This window comes from Massilia endophytica (assembly GCF_021165955.1).
Classification (GTDB): domain Bacteria; phylum Pseudomonadota; class Gammaproteobacteria; order Burkholderiales; family Burkholderiaceae_D; genus Rugamonas; species Rugamonas endophytica.
Window position 1 is genome coordinate 2520029 of sequence record NZ_CP088952.1, and the last position, 16230, is coordinate 2536258.

The following is a 16230-nucleotide window of genomic DNA, read 5'->3' on the forward strand; positions in this document are numbered from 1 at the left end:
AATGAGGATCTCGTCGATGAATGACATGACCGAACTGCCCGAAGAACTGGACCTGAAGCTGATTCTCCAGACCTTGATGGCATTGAAAAAAGGCGATTTCTCGGCACGCATGCCGTCCGACTGGACGGGCGTATCCGGCAAGATCGCCGATACCCTGAACGAAATCATCGAGACCAACGAAAAGCTGGTGCGCGCGGTTACGGAAGTCAGCCGCGTGGTGGGCCGCGAAGGCCGCCTGACGCAGCGCGCCTCGGTGAACAACGTCACGGGCGGCTGGTCCACCATCATCAGCGCGGTCAACACGCTGATCGACGACCTGGTGCGCCCCACTACCGAAATGGCGCGCGTGATCGGCGCCGTGGCAAAGGGCGACCTGTCGCAGACCATGGCGCTGGAGGTGGACGGTCATCCGCTTAAAGGCCAGTACCTGCGGGCGGCGACTACCGCCAACACCATGGTGGAACAGCTTTCCTCCTTCTCCTCCGAAGTGACGCGCGTGGCGCGGGAGGTGGGTACGGAGGGCAAGCTTGGCGGCCAGGCGCAGGTGAAGGGCGTGGCGGGCACGTGGAAGGACTTGACCGACTCCGTGAACTCCATGGCGGGTAACCTGACTTCGCAGGTGCGTAACATCGCGGAGGTGACCACCGCCGTGGCAAACGGCGACTTGTCCAAGAAGATCACGGTGGACGTGCGCGGCGAGATCCTGCAGCTGAAGGACACCATCAACGTGATGGTGGACCAGCTGCGTTCCTTCGCATCCGAGGTGACCCGCGTGGCGCGTGAGGTGGGTACGGAAGGCAAGCTCGGCGGCCAGGCCTACGTGCCTGGCGTGGGCGGCACGTGGAAGGACTTGACCGACAACGTGAACTTCATGGCGTCCAACCTGACGGGCCAGGTGCGTAACATCGCGGCGGTGACCACCGCCGTGGCGAACGGCGACTTGTCCAAGAAAATCACGGTGGACGTGAAGGGCGAGATTCTCGAACTGAAGAACACCATCAACGTGATGGTGGACCAGCTGTCCTCCTTTGCATCGGAAGTGACCCGCGTGGCGCGTGAGGTGGGTACGGAGGGCAAGCTGGGCGGCCAGGCGCAGGTGAAGGGCGTGGCAGGCACGTGGAAGGACTTGACCGACTCCGTGAACTCCATGGCAGGTAACCTGACGGGCCAGGTGCGTAACATCGCGGACGTGACCACCGCCGTGGCAAACGGCGACTTGTCCAAGAAGATTACGGTGGACGTGAAGGGCGAGATTCTCGAACTGAAGAACACCATCAACGTGATGGTGGACCAGCTGAACTCCTTCGCATCCGAAGTGACGCGCGTGGCGCGCGAGGTGGGCACGGAAGGCAAGCTGGGCGGCCAGGCAAACGTGCCGGGTGTGGCGGGCACGTGGAAGGACTTGACGGAAAACGTGAACCAGCTGGCAGGTAACCTCACGGGCCAGGTGCGTAACATCGCGGAGGTGACCACCGCCGTGGCAAACGGCGACCTCTCGAAGAAGATTACCGTGGACGTGAAGGGCGAGATCCTGGAACTGAAGAACACCATCAACGTGATGGTGGACCAGCTGTCATCCTTCGCATCGGAAGTGACCCGTGTGGCGCGCGAGGTGGGTACGGAAGGTAAGCTGGGCGGCCAGGCATATGTGCCGGGCGTGGGCGGTACGTGGAAAGACCTTACCGACAACGTGAACTTCATGGCGTCCAACCTCACGGGCCAGGTGCGTAATATTGCGGCGGTGACCACCGCCGTGGCGCGCGGCGACTTGTCCAAGAAGATTACCGTGGACGTGAAGGGCGAGATCCTGGAACTGAAGGACACCATCAACGTGATGGTGGACCAGCTGTCCTCCTTCGCATCGGAAGTGACCCGTGTGGCGCGCGAGGTGGGTACGGAAGGCAAGCTGGGCGGCCAGGCTAACGTGCCTGGCGTTGCAGGTACCTGGAAAGACCTGACCGAGAACGTGAACCAGCTGGCGGCAAACCTGACCAACCAGATGCGCGCGATCGGCGAGGTGGCAACGGCCGTGACGCGGGGCGACTTGTCCCGTTCCATCCAGGTGGAGGCGCGCGGCGAGGTGTCCTACCTGAAGGACAACATCAACGAGATGATCCGAAACCTGAAGGAGACCACGCAGAAGAACGCGCAGCAGGACTGGCTGAAAACCAACCTGGCGCGCTTCACCCGCCTGCTGCAAGGCCAGCGCGACCTGCAGGCCGTGACGAAGCTGATCCTGTCCGAGCTGGCGCCGCTGGTGTCCGCCCACCACGGCGTGTTCTACATGATGGACTCGCAGCTGGACGACGCCCGCCTGCGCATGATCGCCAGCTACGGCTACCGCTCCAGCCGCAAGCTGCCCACCTCCTTCCTGCCGGGTGAAGGCCTCGTGGGCCAGTGCGCGCTGGAGAAGGTGCGTATCTGGCTGACGGATGTGCCGCGCGACTACATCGTCGTGTCTTCAGGCCTGGGCGCGGCGCCGCCGACCAATATCGTGGTGCTGCCTATCCTGTTCGAACAGCAGGTGAAGGCGGTGATCGAGATCGCGTCGCTGGACCGCTTCACGGAAACCCACCTTTCCTTCCTGGACCAGCTGATGGAATCCATCGGCGTGGTGCTGAACACCATCGAGGCGAACAGCCGTACCGAGTCGCTGCTGACCCAGTCCCAGTCCCTGGCGCAGGAGCTGCAGCAGACCAACCAGGAGCTGGCGGAGAAAGCCCGCCTGCTGTCCGAGCAGAACATCGAGGTGGAACGGAAGAACCGCGAGGTGGAACAGGCGAAGCTGGCGCTGGAAGAAAAGGCGACCCAGCTGGCCCTGTCCTCCAAGTACAAGTCCGAGTTCCTCGCGAACATGTCGCACGAGCTGCGCACGCCGCTGAACTCCCTGCTGATCCTGGCGCAGCAGCTGGGCGATAACCCCGAAGGCAACCTCTCGTCCAAGCAGGTTGAATTCGCGAAGACCATCCACGGCTCGGGTTCCGACCTGCTGACGCTGATTAACGACATTCTGGACCTGTCGAAGATCGAGTCCGGTACGGTGACGCTGGACGTGTCCGAGTACCGCTTCGCCAACCTGCGCAACTACGTGGACCGCACCTTCCGCCACATGGCGGAAGCCAAGCACCTGGGCTTCAGCGTGGAACTGTCGGACAACCTGCCGACCGCGCTCATGACCGACACCACGCGCCTGCAGCAGGTGTTGAAAAACCTGCTGTCCAATGCCTTCAAGTTCACCTCCCACGGCCAGGTTTCGCTGGAGATCGGACTGGCCAAGGGCGGCTGGAGTCCGGACAACCCGAACCTGGCCAACGCCGACGCGGTGCTGGCCTTCTCCGTCACCGACACCGGCGTTGGTATCGCCTCCGACAAGCTGCAGCTGATCTTCGAAGCGTTCCAGCAGGCCGACGGCTCCACGGCGCGTAAATACGGCGGCACGGGCCTGGGCCTGTCGATCTCGCGCGAACTGGCCCGCCTGCTGGGCGGCGAGATCCGCGTGGAATCCACGGTGGGCGCGGGCTCCACCTTCACCCTCTTCCTGCCATACAACCGCGCAGGCTTCGTGAACTACGACCTGAGCCGCCAGCCTGTCCAGCGCAGCGCTCCCCAGGTGCCGAAGGTGGTCTATTCCGCGCAGGCGCCGGAGCAGGAGCAGGAACACCAGATGACGGTGATCGACGCCGATTCGGAAGTGGAGGCCTACGGCGGCACCACCATCGACGACCGTGGCCTGACCTCGCCGGGCGACCCCTCGGTGCTCATCATTGAGGATGACGAGCGCTTCGCCAAGATCGTGCTGGACTTCGCCCGCGAGAAGAACTTCAAGGGCATCGTGACGCACCAGGGCGACTCGGCGCTGAGCCTTTCGCGCGACTACCTGCCGTCCGCCATCCTGCTCGACCTGGACCTGCCGGACATCGACGGCTTCACGGTGCTGGAACGCCTGAAGCGCGACCCGAGCACGCGCCACATTCCGGTGCACGTGATGTCCGCCTCGCGCGAGCGCGAACGCGCCCTGCGTTCCGGGGCCATCTCCTACCTGAACAAGCCGGTGAGCAAGGAATCGCTGACCGAGGAGTTCAGCCGCATCCAGAAGTTCCTCATGGGCGGCAAGCGCAGCCTGCTGGTGGTGGACGACGAGGAAGCGCAGCGCGACGCGATCAAGACCCTGATCGGCGAAACCGACGTGGATATCCAGACCGTGGGCACGGGCGAGGAAGCCCTGGCCGCACTGCGCGCCACCCACTTCGACTGCATGGTGCTGGACCTGACCCTGCCCGACATCAGCGGCTTCGACCTGCTCGACATCATCGGCAAGGACCTGAAGCTGCGCGACCTGCCGGTGGTGATCAACACGGCCAAAGAGCTGAACCGCAAGGAAGTGGCCAAGCTCAAACGCTATGCCAAGACCATCGTCATCAAGGACGCCCGCTCACCGGAACGCCTGCTCGACGAAACGGCACTTTTCCTGCACCGCGCCCAGGCCAGCCTGCCGGAAGCCCAGCGCCGCATGCTGGAGCAGGTGCACGCCGCCGATTCCGGCCTGGCGGGACGCAAGGTGCTGATCGTCGACGACGACCTGCGCAACATCTTCGCCCTGTCCTCCCTGCTGGAACGCCAGCAGATGCAGGTGTCCTTCGCCGAGAACGGCCGCGACGGCATCGAGGTGCTGGAACGCGACCCGAGCATCGAGATTGTGCTGATGGACATCATGATGCCGGAGATGGACGGCTACGACACCATGCGCGCCATCCGCCGCATTCCGAAGTTCCGCTCCCTGCCCATCATCACCCTGACGGCGAAGGCGATGAAGGGCGACCGCGACAAGTGTATTGCCGCGGGCGCGTCCGACTACATTACCAAGCCGGTGGACGTGGCGCAGCTGCTGTCGCTCATGCGCGTGTGGCTGCACTGAGATGAAAAGCGAGTCCGACCAGATGGCGCAGATGGCCGACCTCCGGCGCGATTCGTCGCCGGAGGTGGAAGCCCTGGAGCTGGAGCTGCTGCTGGAAGCGGTGGTGCAGCGCTTCGGCTTCGACTTCCGCTCCCATGAGCGGCTGATCATCAAGCGCAAGCTCTTCGCGCTCATGCAGCGGCGCGGCCTGCGCACGCTGTCGCAGCTGCAGGACCGGGTGCTGCACGACCTGAACACCTGCAGCGCCCTGCTGCGCGCGCTGAGCGTGCCGCCGGCGGCGATGTTCGACGATCCGCAGGAAGCCTCGCAGCTGCGCGACGTGGCGGCGCACTGCCTGCCCGGCGCGGCCCTGCCGCGGGTGTGGCTGGCCGACTGCGCGGGCGCGGAACAGGCATGGACGACGGCCGTCATCCTCGCCGAACAGCAGCTGCTGTGGCGCACGGAGATCTATGCCACGGTATCGAGCGACGACCTGCTGGAGGAAGCGGCGCAGGCCGTGATTCCGGCCGAAAAGCTGCCGCAATGCCAGCGCAATTACGAGATGGCAGGCGGCACGGGGAACCTGGCCGACTACTTCCAGATCGAAGGAAAGGACGCGGTGCTGCTGCCCAAGCTGCGCAACCGCATCACCTGGGCGCAATACAACCTGGTGACGGATGCCTCGTTCAACGAATTCCAGCTGATCGTGTGCCGCCGCGCGCTGCCCGATTTCGGCCCGCTGCTGCGCCAGCGCGTGCTGCACCTGTTCCACGAAAGCCTGGCGGTGCTGGGCGTGCTGGGCGTCGACCGCCTGCTGGACAGCGCCGAACTCCCCACCGGCTACCAGCCCGCCCTCCCCCAGCACCCCTGGTACAAACGCGTCGCCTGAACGCAGGGGACAGACCCCGTACGGGGTCTGTCCCCGGTGTCCCAGTCAGCAACCGACCACAGTCGGCTATAGGGTAGCCTTCGCACTCTCCCTCTCCCCAATCCGATCCCTCCAAGCCTGCAGATTGGCAAACCCCTCCTGCCCCGGCCTGAACTTGATCAGCCCCTTTGCAAACTCCAGCGCGCAGAAGGCCGTAATATCCGCAATGGTAAACCGCTCCCCCGCCATATAAGGCTGCTTGCCGAGCACCCCATCCAGCCAGCCCGCAGCCTCGCGCAGCCGTTCCGCCTGCGCCGCGGCAAACTCCGCGATCTGCGGCTTCTCGAACACCGCCAGCACAGGATGCGTATGCCGCGCAGCGTGAACGATGGGCAGATGCAGGTGGAACTCCACGCGCCGGTCCCACATCTCGATAAAGGCGCGCTCCTCGAAGTCCCGTCCCATCAGGTTCGGTTCCGGCTGCAAGCCCTCCAGGTAAGTGCAGATGGCGCGCGTTTCGCACAGCACCCTGCCGTCATCCAGCTCCAGCGCAGGCACGCGGCCCAGCGGATTCTTCGCCAGATACGCCTCGCTGCGGTGCTGGCCGTTCAGGATGTCGATTTCCTCCTGCTGGATCTGCAGTCCCTTTTCCGCGGCAAACATGGTTACCCGGCGCGGATTCGGCGCCCGCGCGCTCACATACAGCTTCATCCCTGGTCTCCTTATTGTTTGGATTGTCCCGTCTCCAGCATATTGCGCGCCTCGGCCGCGAACTGCTCCGCCTTGTCCGCATCGTCGGCGCGGTCGAGCACATTGGACGGTGGAAGCATGATACCGCGCTGCACGGCCGGGCGGGCACGAATCTGCTCCAGCCAGCGCTGCAGGTGCGGCAGGCCCTCGGTGGACACGCCGGACCATTTATGGGTGCGCACCCAGGCCCAGTTGGCGATATCGGCAATCGAGTAACCGCCAGCAAGGTACTCGTTGTCCTTGAGCCGCTCGTCGAGCACCGTGAACAGGCGGCGGCTTTCACCCTGATAGCGGTCGATGGCGCCCTGCAGCTTCTCGGGGAAGTAGCGGTAGAACACATTGGCCTGTCCCATCATGGGTCCGACGCCGCCCATCTGGAACATCAGCCACTGCAGCACCACCGAGCGCCCGTTCGGGTCGGAAGGCATGAGCTGGCCCGTCTTCTCGGCCAGGTAGATCAGGATGGCGCCCGATTCGAAGACGGCGAAATTGTCGTTGGCGCGGTCCACGATGGCGGGAATGCGGCCGTTGGGATTAATCGCGAGGAACCAGGGTTCCTTCTGCTCCTTGGCGGAGAGGTCCAGCTGGTGCAGGGTGTATTGAAGGCCCAGCTCTTCGAGCGCGATTGAGATTTTGTGCCCATTGGGCGTAGGTGCGGTGTACAGTTCGATCATGCCAATCCCCTCGCTATCAGATGAATAGGAAATCATAGCGAAAAAAAAGACCGGCCGCTTTTGGAGGAAAGTGCCGGTCGAAACGCTTATTGGAGAAAGCGCGGGGATGTTCAAGGAAACCGTGCCGGATTGAGGAATCCGGCAACCTGCCGCGCACTTGCGCGCACGGTATGGGTGCTACTTTGCCACCGATCGCGCAATGCAGGCTTAGGACTTCATTAAGTCCGGCCGGGAATAAAAAAAACCCGCACATCGGTGCGGGTGAAGGGATTCAAATCGGGAGAGATTTGAAAGAGCAGAAGCATCGTCCCACGTCCATATGACGCAGTCATGACACCCCATCAAGCTCTACGATAGTACAAAGATAGCGGTAACATACTCTCCAAAAGTCACGGTATGAAAAAAATTTACGGCTGCATCCTCGTCCCGGTACTGCTGGCTGCCTGCAGCCAGCCCGCGCCAGGGCCGGCCGCCTTGCACGTCCAGGCTGCCCCTGCGTCCCCGGCAGCCGCCTTGCCGCGGCTGCACGGGGAGGTCCTGCGCATCGACCCGGCCGCTTCGCTCATCACCATCGTGGTCCGGCGCGGCGGACGCTTCGCGCTGCTGGGCCATGACCATGTGCTGGCGGCCCGCGCCATCGAAGGCGAGATCATGCCCGGCAGCGGACGCGCCGCCCTGCGCTTCCGCCTCGACCAGCTGACGGTGGACGAAGCGGCGCTGCGCAGCGCCGCAGGCCTGGCCAGCCAGCCCTCGGCCGACGCCGTTGCCGGCACGCGCGACAACATGCTGAGGAAGGTGGTGGAAGCGGAGCGCTATCCATGGGTCGCCGTGGCCGTGGAAGCGGCAGCACCGGGCATGGTGAACGCCGATATCAGCCTGCACGGCCAGACGCGGCGCTATGCGGTGCCCGCCGCCATCGGCGCCGGCAGCGGCGGGATGGCAGTGAGCGGCGCCTTCGTGCTGAAACAGAGCGACTTCGGTATCGTCCCCTTCTCCGTGCTGGGCGGCGCCCTCCAGGTGCAGGACGCCATGGAGCTGCGCTTCGACTTGCGGGCGCGCTAGCGCGAGAGCAGCATGCGCAGGCCGAGGCCGACGAAGATGGCGCCTGCAATCCGGTCCAGCCAGAGCCCGGCGCTGGGTTTGCGGTTGATCCAGGCGCCCACCGAACCGGAAAAATAGCCGAGCAGGCCGAACAGCAGGCAGCCCTGTGCCGTGAAGAGCAGGCCCAGCTGCGCCGTCTGCCAGGCCACATCGCCCCGCGCCGCCACCACGAACTGGGGCAGGAAGGACAGGAAGAAGAGAATGACCTTGGGATTGATGGCGTTCGCCAGCAGGCCTTTGGCAAACAGGCGGCCCAGCGATTCGTCCGGCAGCGCCGCGCTGCCCACGCGCGCGCCTCCGCGGCTGCGCAGGGCGCCGAAACCGAGCCAGACGAGATAGAGGCCGCCCGCCACCTTCAAGGCCGTGAAGGCCGGCGGAGAGGCCGCTATGAGCGCGCCCACGCCCAGCGCGGCCAGCAAGGTATGGCTCAGGCAGCCCAGCGCACAGCCCAGGCCGAAGGCCATGCCCTGCTTGCGCCCGCGCGACATGCCCACGCTCAGCACCATGAGATTGTCCGGCCCCGGCGAGGCGGTGACGGCAACAGCGACGGCGAGAAAACCAAGGCATTGTTCGGGCGAGATCAGCACGGGCGGCTCCACAATTGTTCAGCCCGTAATCATACCGTCCTCCCGGACAAGGTAGGATAGCGGCCATGAACACGACTACCCGCGCCTGGGTGCGCATGCCGTCCGGCAAACGGCTCGATCTGCTGGACCCCACCCCTTTCGACTGGGAAGATGCCGACCTTGCCCTCGGCCTGGCCCGCACCTACCGCTGGGGCGGACACTCCGCCTGGCCGCTGCCGCTCTCCGTGGCCCAGCACTCCATCACGGTCATGCAGCTGCGCCGCATGTGGTCCACCGAACGCCTCGATCCCGTGATCGAGCTGCGCGAACTGCTGCACGACGCCGAGGAAGGCCTGCTGGGCTTCGACTGCATCTCGGTGCTGAAGCCCTTCCTCGGCGAACGGTTCCGCGAGCTGAGCAAGCGCCTGGAACAGGCCGTGTTCCGCCGCTACGGCCTGCCCGCCTGGACCACGCGCGAACACCGCATCCACAAGCGCGCCGACCGCCTGGCCGCCGCCAGCGAGGCCGTGCATGTGGTGGGCTGGTCGCGCGAGGAGGTGCGCAAGACGCTGAAGATCATGGCCGAGCCCCTGCCGGACGATCCCCTCAAGCCGCTTTATGGCGAGAAGGCCTGGGAACCGTGGCCGCCCGGCCTCGCCTGCGAGCGCTTCCTGAAAGAGCTGGAGCGCCTGAAGCAGGCCATCCAGACCCCGCCGCCGATGCAAGGTGATTTCTGATGTAAACGCGCTAAACTGGCGTTTACTAAGCCCATTTTTTACTTATCCACTTCTGCTGTGGATAAGGATGTGGAAAACAGGGGCTTGACAGCCCGCAAAGCCAGTATCGGTGCGGCTTCCAATAAAATGCCCATTCAAAAGGCAAAAATTAATCCCATAAAAATCAATGACTTGGCGGGGCGATTTGTGCGGCAGTTAACATAGCGACCACGCCTGTAAAATTTTTTCCGCATGTGTGGGGCCTGTGCACAGCTGCGCGGAAGTCTTTGACAAAAGTTCCGCTGAGGAATAGTGTCATCACAAGCGCGCAGCATTCTATGGAGCGGCCTACAGATGGACGTAAAAGTTCCTGATGACGAGTCCAGCGACACCTGGATGATTGACGACGATGCAACCGCTTCCGCCGCCGAGCAGCCTGCTGCCAACGGCCCCGCCCCCTGGCGCGTCCTGATCGTCGACGATGACGTGGACGTGCATGTCGTCACCAAATTCTCTCTCAGCAACGCTGTATTCATGGGCCGCAGGCTCAGCTTCCTGCACGCCTACAGCGGCGCCGAGGCGCTCAACATCCTGCGCACCGAGGAAGACATCGCCCTCGTGCTGCTGGATGTGATCATGGAAACCACGGACGCGGGCCTGAAGGTGGCCAAGCGCATCCGCGACGAACTGAAGAACGACCTCGTGCGCATCGTCCTGCGCACCGGCCAGCCGGGCCAGGCGCTGGAGCACAGCATCATCCTCGACTACGACATCAACGATTTCTGGTGCAAGACCGACCTCACCACGCGCAAGCTCTTCACCACCGTCATCGCTTCCCTGCGCGGCTACCAGAGCCTGCTCGAATCCCACCGCAAGCTGGAAGCCCTGCAGAAGGAACTGGACGAAACGAAAGCCCAGCTCGCAGCCGCCCAGGCCTGAATACTGTATGCACGTACAGCACTTAAGCTGCTGCCAACTGACCGCAAGTTCCATTATCAAGCGCGCTTCGCCCTCCGCGGGCGTCTGCTAGACTAGCTAAGTCGCGGATTTCAAACCACTTTTTGCGATATCCACACAGCTTGTGGATATCTTTGTTGATAAGGGCACCTTGACAGGCCAAACAGCCCATAACGACGCCATTTCGAACAAACTGCCCGTTCCGCAGGCAAAACCAAATCCCAATAAAATCAAGCACTTAAATTCTCACGAATTGTCACAGCCACATATTTACAAAAATTTAGTCCTTGTTTCGTATTTGCAATTTTTGTGCATAAGTAGCCGGAGCGAATCATGAATGAACAGAAGCCATCCCCGCCCCTGAGTCCGGGCGATGAAGCCGCCCCCGGCACACCCGGCAGCGGCGACGACACCTGCCCTGTGTGCAACGGCAGCGGCAAGACGCCGGACGGCAAGGACTGCAGCTATTGCGGCGGCACCGGCATCATTACCGAAGGCATCGGTGGCGGCTAAGTCTACGTGGTTTGCCGCATGGACACGTCCGGCGGCGAGGCGGATAATGGCAGAATGAATCCCGCGCCTGACCGTCCCCGCCCGCAGTCCCTGACCGATCTCTTCGTATCCTTCACCATCCTGGCCCTGCAAGGCTTTGGCGGCGTGCTGCCCGTGGTGCAGCGCGAGGTCGTCGAGCGCAAGCGCTGGATGACGCCGGAAGAATTCGTGGAGGAATGGGCCGTGGCGCAGACCATGCCGGGACCGAACGTCGTCAACCTGGCCCTCGTCATCGGCAACCGCTACTTCGGCCTGCCGGGCGCCCTGAGCGCGCTTCTGGGCATGCTTCTCCTGCCCATGCTGGTGGTGATCGGCCTGGCCTCCGTCTACCATCACTTTTCGAACCTGGACGCCGTGGCGGGCGCCTTGCGCGGCATGGCCGCCGTGGCGGCGGGCATGATCGCCGCCACCGGCATCAAGCTCGCCGTCACCCTGAACCGGCATCCCCTGCCCTTGCCGCTTACGCTGGGCATCACCGTGGTGTCGGTGATCTGCATCGCCGGATTGCGCATGCCCATGCTGACGGTGCTCGCCATTCTCGGCACCCTGGGCTGCGTGCTCACATACCGGGCCCTGAAACCATGAGCGCCTACATTGTCCTCAGCTGGCACGACTGGCTCGATCTCTTCGTCCACTACATGCTGCTGTCCTTCATGTCCGTGGGCGGCGCCATCTCCACCACGCCCGAGATGCACCGCTACCTGGTGGAGCAGCATGGCTGGCTGACCCAGACCCAGTTCAACGACGCCATCGCCATTGCGCAGGCGGCGCCCGGTCCGAACGTGCTCTTTTCCGCCTTGATGGGATGGGCCGTGGGGCTGAACACGGGCAGCTATGCCGCCGCCATTCTCGGCGCGGTCATCACCATGGTCGGCATCATGCTGCCCAGCAGTGTGCTGGTTCTGGTCACCACCGCCTGGAGCCACCGCAACCGCGAGCTGCGCGGCGTGCGGGCCTTCAAGCAGGGCATGGCGCCGCTGGTGATCGGCATGCTCGTTTCGACCGGCATCATCCTCGGCAGCGCGAACCGAAATCCCGCCACGGACTGGCCGCTGTGGGCCCTGTCCGTGGCGAGCTGCCTGCTGATCTGGCGCACCCGCATCCATATCCTGTGGGTGCTGGCCGCAGGCGCCATTGCGGGCGCGCTGGGCCTCGTTTGAACGCGCTTACTTGTTCTGGTAGCCGCCGTAGTACTTCACGGGGCTCCATTCAGGCAGCACTGGCGGCAGGGGCTGGGCGTACTGGCCGAACTGCGCGCCCGCGTACACCACCTTGCCGTTCACGATGGTGAGCGCGCTTTCCAGCTTGCGGATCTCTTCGACCGGCATGGTGAAGTAGTCCTTCGGCAGGATCACGAGATCGGCGTACTGGCCTTTTGCGATCACGCCTTTCAGCTTCTCTTCCCCGCTCATCCAGGCGCTGCCCTGGGTCATGAGCTTGAGCGCTTCGTAGCGGGTCAGCACATCCCTCGGCTGCCAGATCTGCAGGCCGCCTGCCGTCTTGCCGCTCACCGCCCAGTAGATCGAAGGCCAGGGGCCGTAGCTGCTGACGCGGGTGCCGTCCGTGCCCAGGCCCACGGGGATCTTCATCTCCAGCATCTTGCGGATCGGCGGCATCTGGCGCGTCTGCTCGCCGTAGCGCTTCCAGTAGGCCTCGCCCTGGAAGTACATGCGGTTCTGCACAGCCACCCCGCCGCCCAGCTTCTTCACGCGGGCCAGCTGGCCGTCGGTGATGGTCTCGGCGTGGTCGAAGAACCAGCGCAGGCCGTTCAGCGGCACCTCCTTGTTCACCTTCTCGATCACGGCCAGGTCGCGGTCGATGGATTCGCCGTAGGTGGCGTGGATGCGGAAGGGCCAGCGATTCTTCACCAGCAGGCGCAGCACGGCTTCCAGCTCGCCTTCCATCTCGTGCGGCAGGTCCGGACGCGGCTCCAGGAAGTTCTCGAAGTCCGCCGCGCTCCACACCAGGTTCTCGCCGCCGCCTTCCGTGTTGTAGCCGTTGGCGTAGAACAGGTGGTCGTTCCGGTCGGGCTTGGTGAGCGTGAGCCAGCGCTGATAGTCTTCCAGCTCCTTGCCCGGCTTCTGCGCGAAGAGATAGTAGGAGGTGCGCACCGTCAGCTTGCCGTTCTTCGCCAGCTCCAGGCTCACGGCGTAGTCGTCCGGGTAGGCCTGGCCGCCGCCGCCCGCATCGATGGCGCTGGTCACGCCAAGGCGGTTCAGTTCACGGTAGTAGTGCTCCGTGGAGTTAAGCTGCTGCTCGCGGGTGAGCGCGCCGGTCTTGCCCAGGGTCGTGTACAGGATCATGGCATTCGGCTTCGCCACGAGCAGGCCGGTTGGCTTGCCGTTCGCATCCAGCTCCACCACGCCGTCCTTGTACTTCGTGTTCGCATCGTAGTTCAGCACCTCCAGGCCCTTCTTGTTCAGGAAGCCCAGGCCGTACAGGTAGAGCAGGAACACGGGCTTGTCCGGCACGGCTTCGTTGATCTCGGCCAGGGTGGGCAGGCGCTTTTCCTCGAACTGGTATTCGTTCCAGCCGCCCACCACCTTGATCCACGCGCCTTCCGGCGTGCGCGCGGCCTGCTCCTTCAGCATGGCCAGCGCCTGCTTCAGCGAGGTCACGCCATCCCAGCGCAGCTCCGCGTTGTAGTTCAGGCCTTCGCGGATGATGTGCAGGTGCGAGTCGTTCAGGCCCGGAATCACGGTGCGGCCGCCCGCATCGATCACCTGGGTTCCGGCAGTCTTCTGCTTGAGCACCTGGGCATTGCTGCCCACCGCCGTGATCTTGCCATCCTTGATGGCGACTGCCTGGGCGAATGCGCCCTCCTTCGTCATGGTGGCGACCTTGCCGTTGGTGACGATCAGGTCGGTCGCCTGGGCCGCCGAGAGCCCCGCCGCGAGCAAGGTGGCCGATAACATCATCCGTTTCATGGCGATTACTCCTTGACGGCTTCGATGGCGAAGGTCAGCGTGACCTCATCGCCCACATAGGGCGCGTACTTGCCCGCGTTGAATTCGGTGCGCTTGATCTTCGCGATGGCGTCCGCGCCGCAGGCTTCCTTCTTCAGCATCGGGTGTTCCATGCACTGGAACGAGGTCACTTCCAGCGTCACGGGTTTGGTGATGCCCTTGATGGTCAGGTTGCCTTCCACCGAGGCCAGCTTGTCGCCCTTGAAGTTGAACTTCGTGGACTTGTAGCTGATGGCCGGGAACTTCGCGGTATCGAAGAAGTCCTCGCCCTGCAGGTGGTTGTTGAAGGTGGGGTAGCCGGTGTTGACCGACTTGGTGTCGATGGTCACGTCCACGGAACCGGTCTTTGCGGCGCGGTCCAGCACGATCTTGCCGCTGGTGGCGTCGAACCGGCTGGACTGGGTGGAGTAGCCGAAGTGGCTGTAGGAGAAGCGCGAGAAGGTGTGCGTGCTGTCGATGACGAAGGTTTCCGGCGCCGCGTAAGCGGACAGGGAAATGCCTGCGGCGAGTGCGATTGCGATCAGTTTTTTCATCATTTGCTCCAATGGGTTGTCGATGGAGCGAATTATGCGCGGCGCCTCCAATATTAAAAAACGGAAAATTTACCGCTCTATGATCGAAATTCTCGATGACCCAGAATCTGGCCCAGCAGGCGCTGTTCGAGCGCCGCGAAACCGGAGCTGCCGCGCAGCCGGGGGCGCGGCAGCTCGATAGGGATATCGAGGGCGATGCGCCCGTCCTCGATCACCAGCACCCTGTCCGCCAGCGCCAGGGCTTCCTGCACGTCGTGCGTCACCAGCACGGCGGTGAAACCGAGCGACCGCCATAGGGATTCGATCAACTCCTGCATTTCGATGCGGGTCAGCGCATCGAGGGCGCCGAGCGGCTCGTCGAGCAGCAGAAGCTGCGGCTCATGAACCAGAGCGCGCGCCAGGGCAACGCGCTGGCGCTGTCCGCCGGAGAGCTGCGCCGGCCAGGCCTCCGCGCGCTCGGCCAAGCCCACGGCGGCCAGCGCCCGCGAGGCCGCGTGCAGGCCGTGCGGCAGTCCCAGGGCGACGTTCTCCAGCACCGTTTTCCAGGGCAGCAGGTGGGCGTCCTGGAACATGAGGCGGGTGTCCGCATCGATGTCGCCGCTGCCGATGCGGATGGCGCCTTCGGCGTCCTCCAGCCCTGCAATGGCGCGCAGCAGCGTGCTCTTGCCGCATCCGCTGCGGCCGATCACGGCTACGAACTCGCCCGCCTTCAGTTCGAGCCCGATCTGGTCCAGCACGCGCCGCTCCCCATACGCCTTGCTCAGCTGCTGCAGGCTGACGCTCATCCCTTGCCGCCGCAGCGGGCGGCCGCGCGCAGGCGGATCGGAAACAAACGCAAACAGTTCGGTATCGACGGGAATTGAGGCTGGATACATGCTTTCTCCTTATCGGTAGGCGGGATTCCAGGCGAGGAGCCAGGTTTCGAGTCCGCGCGCCAGCAGGTCCGCGAGTTTGCCCAGCAGGGCGTAGAGCAGGATGCCGACAAGGACAACGTCGGTCTGCAGGAACTCCCGTGCGTTCATCGTCATATAGCCGATGCCTGCCTGCGCGGAAATCGTTTCGGCCACGATCAGCAGCACCCACACCAGGCCCATTGCGAATCGCACGCCGACAAGAATGGAGGGCAGCGCGCCTGGCAGGATCACTTCGCGATAGAGCGCCCAGCCCTTCAGGCCATAGCTGCGCGCCATCTCGACCAGGCCCGCATCGACCGTACGGATGCCGTGGAAAGTGTTGAGGTAGACGGGAAAGAACACGCCCACCGCCAGCAGGAAAAGCTTGGCCGTTTCGTCGATGCCGAACCAAAGGATCACGAGCGGAATCAGGGCCAGCGCCGGTATATTGCGGATCATCTGCAACGTGGTGTCGAGCAGGGTTTCCGCGCTGCGGAAGCTGCCGGTGAGAAGGCCCAGCACCAGCCCTGCCCCGCCGCCGATGGCAAAGCCGCTGATGGCGCGCCACAGGCTGGTCTTGAGATGGGCCCACAGTTCCCCGGATCCCGCCAGCGTGAGGAACGCCTGCGCCACCGCAAACGGCTCCGGCAGGATGCGGCTGGACAGCCAGCCGATGCGCGCTGCGAGTTCCCACCCCAGCAGCAGCGCAATGGGCAGCAGCCATGGCGCAAGCGTCCTTTTCACTCCTCGCAGGCCCATG

At 63.9% G+C, this 16230-nt stretch carries 15 protein-coding genes; 8 read left to right on the forward strand and 7 right to left on the reverse strand.

All coding sequences use genetic code 11. The features are described from left to right. Window positions 1–16 precede the first annotated feature (16 nt). Window positions 17–4915 carry a response regulator gene (locus LSQ66_RS11235; RefSeq protein WP_231769863.1) on the forward strand — a complete coding sequence of 1633 codons (4899 nt, stop codon included), beginning with the start codon at window positions 17–19 and terminating at the stop codon, window positions 4913–4915. A 1-nt stretch (window position 4916) separates the two neighbouring features. Then, a complete protein-coding gene (locus LSQ66_RS11240) occupies window positions 4917–5783 on the forward strand; it encodes a CheR family methyltransferase (RefSeq protein ID WP_231769864.1) in 867 nt (288 codons plus the stop codon). A gap of 66 nt (window positions 5784–5849) precedes the next feature. Here the strand turns inward: LSQ66_RS11240 and LSQ66_RS11245 are convergent, their stop codons facing one another. Then, the gene (locus LSQ66_RS11245) at window positions 5850–6473 is read right to left on the reverse strand and encodes a glutathione S-transferase family protein (RefSeq protein ID WP_231769865.1); all 624 of its coding nucleotides are present in this window, start codon (window positions 6471–6473) and stop codon (window positions 5850–5852) included. 11 nt (window positions 6474–6484) lie between these two features. Continuing rightward, window positions 6485–7186, reverse strand: coding sequence for a glutathione S-transferase family protein (locus LSQ66_RS11250; RefSeq protein WP_231769866.1), 702 nt, complete (start codon window positions 7184–7186; stop codon window positions 6485–6487). 396 nt (window positions 7187–7582) lie between these two features. Between LSQ66_RS11250 and LSQ66_RS11255 the strand changes: the two genes are divergently transcribed. Beyond that, a complete protein-coding gene (locus LSQ66_RS11255) occupies window positions 7583–8248 on the forward strand; it encodes a YceI family protein (protein WP_231769867.1) in 666 nt (221 codons plus the stop codon). On the opposite strand, the gene LSQ66_RS11260 is transcribed toward LSQ66_RS11255, so the two are convergent. Continuing rightward, the gene (locus tag LSQ66_RS11260; RefSeq protein ID WP_269449171.1) at window positions 8245–8874 is read right to left on the reverse strand and encodes a LysE family translocator; all 630 of its coding nucleotides are present in this window, start codon (window positions 8872–8874) and stop codon (window positions 8245–8247) included. The two genes, LSQ66_RS11255 and LSQ66_RS11260, sit on opposite strands and share 4 nt — an antisense overlap. A 65-nt stretch (window positions 8875–8939) precedes the next feature. Between LSQ66_RS11260 and LSQ66_RS11265 the strand changes: the two genes are divergently transcribed. From LSQ66_RS11265 to LSQ66_RS11285, 5 genes are all read left to right on the forward strand, one after another. Next, on the forward strand, window positions 8940–9590 hold the full coding sequence (locus LSQ66_RS11265; RefSeq protein WP_231769868.1) for a phosphohydrolase: 651 nt from the start codon (window positions 8940–8942) through the stop codon (window positions 9588–9590). 333 nt (window positions 9591–9923) lie between these two features. Next, window positions 9924–10508 carry a response regulator gene (locus LSQ66_RS11270; protein WP_231769869.1) on the forward strand — a complete coding sequence of 195 codons (585 nt, stop codon included), beginning with the start codon at window positions 9924–9926 and terminating at the stop codon, window positions 10506–10508. Between the two features lie 351 nt (window positions 10509–10859). Beyond that, the gene (locus tag LSQ66_RS11275; RefSeq protein WP_231769870.1) at window positions 10860–11039 is read left to right on the forward strand and encodes a hypothetical protein; all 180 of its coding nucleotides are present in this window, start codon (window positions 10860–10862) and stop codon (window positions 11037–11039) included. 54 nt (window positions 11040–11093) lie between these two features. Then, window positions 11094–11663 (forward strand): chromate transporter, encoded by a 570-nt coding sequence (locus LSQ66_RS11280; protein WP_231769871.1) that lies wholly within the window; start codon window positions 11094–11096, stop codon window positions 11661–11663. Then, complete coding sequence (locus LSQ66_RS11285) at window positions 11660–12238, forward strand: chromate transporter (protein WP_231769872.1); 579 nt, start codon at window positions 11660–11662, stop codon at window positions 12236–12238. The genes LSQ66_RS11280 and LSQ66_RS11285 overlap by 4 nt, the downstream gene beginning before the upstream one ends. A 6-nt stretch (window positions 12239–12244) precedes the next feature. Here the strand turns inward: LSQ66_RS11285 and LSQ66_RS11290 are convergent, their stop codons facing one another. The 4 genes from LSQ66_RS11290 to ssuC form a co-directional block, all read right to left on the reverse strand. Next, entirely contained in the window at window positions 12245–14005 is a 1761-nt protein-coding gene (locus LSQ66_RS11290; protein ID WP_231769873.1) for an amidohydrolase, read from the reverse strand. Window positions 14006–14010: 5 nt separating this feature from the next. Then, complete coding sequence (locus tag LSQ66_RS11295) at window positions 14011–14577, reverse strand: YceI family protein (protein ID WP_231770096.1); 567 nt, start codon at window positions 14575–14577, stop codon at window positions 14011–14013. 77 nt (window positions 14578–14654) lie between these two features. Further along, the gene (locus LSQ66_RS11300) at window positions 14655–15452 is read right to left on the reverse strand and encodes an ATP-binding cassette domain-containing protein (protein ID WP_307730257.1); all 798 of its coding nucleotides are present in this window, start codon (window positions 15450–15452) and stop codon (window positions 14655–14657) included. A 9-nt stretch (window positions 15453–15461) separates the two neighbouring features. After that, window positions 15462–16229: an aliphatic sulfonate ABC transporter permease SsuC gene (gene ssuC, locus LSQ66_RS11305; RefSeq protein ID WP_231769874.1), complete on the reverse strand. Its 768-nt coding sequence runs from the start codon at window positions 16227–16229 to the stop codon at window positions 15462–15464. Between the last annotated feature and the right edge of the window lies 1 nt (window position 16230).

Coding starts and splice junctions, on each gene's coding strand:
- ssuC (WP_231769874.1), bottom strand. CDS start 16,229: ATGGGCCTGCGAGGAGTGAAAAGGACGCTTGCGCCATGGCTGCTGCCC.
- LSQ66_RS11285 (WP_231769872.1), top strand. CDS start 11,660: ATGAGCGCCTACATTGTCCTCAGCTGGCACGACTGGCTCGATCTCTTC.
- LSQ66_RS11265 (WP_231769868.1), top strand. CDS start 8,940: ATGAACACGACTACCCGCGCCTGGGTGCGCATGCCGTCCGGCAAACGG.
- LSQ66_RS11280 (WP_231769871.1), top strand. CDS start 11,094: ATGAATCCCGCGCCTGACCGTCCCCGCCCGCAGTCCCTGACCGATCTC.
- LSQ66_RS11300 (WP_307730257.1), bottom strand. CDS start 15,452: ATGTATCCAGCCTCAATTCCCGTCGATACCGAACTGTTTGCGTTTGTT.
- LSQ66_RS11270 (WP_231769869.1), top strand. CDS start 9,924: ATGGACGTAAAAGTTCCTGATGACGAGTCCAGCGACACCTGGATGATT.
- LSQ66_RS11295 (WP_231770096.1), bottom strand. CDS start 14,577: ATGAAAAAACTGATCGCAATCGCACTCGCCGCAGGCATTTCCCTGTCC.
- LSQ66_RS11250 (WP_231769866.1), bottom strand. CDS start 7,186: ATGATCGAACTGTACACCGCACCTACGCCCAATGGGCACAAAATCTCA.
- LSQ66_RS11235 (WP_231769863.1), top strand. CDS start 17: ATGAATGACATGACCGAACTGCCCGAAGAACTGGACCTGAAGCTGATT.
- LSQ66_RS11290 (WP_231769873.1), bottom strand. CDS start 14,005: ATGAAACGGATGATGTTATCGGCCACCTTGCTCGCGGCGGGGCTCTCG.
- LSQ66_RS11275 (WP_231769870.1), top strand. CDS start 10,860: ATGAATGAACAGAAGCCATCCCCGCCCCTGAGTCCGGGCGATGAAGCC.
- LSQ66_RS11245 (WP_231769865.1), bottom strand. CDS start 6,473: ATGAAGCTGTATGTGAGCGCGCGGGCGCCGAATCCGCGCCGGGTAACC.
- LSQ66_RS11255 (WP_231769867.1), top strand. CDS start 7,583: ATGAAAAAAATTTACGGCTGCATCCTCGTCCCGGTACTGCTGGCTGCC.
- LSQ66_RS11240 (WP_231769864.1), top strand. CDS start 4,917: ATGAAAAGCGAGTCCGACCAGATGGCGCAGATGGCCGACCTCCGGCGC.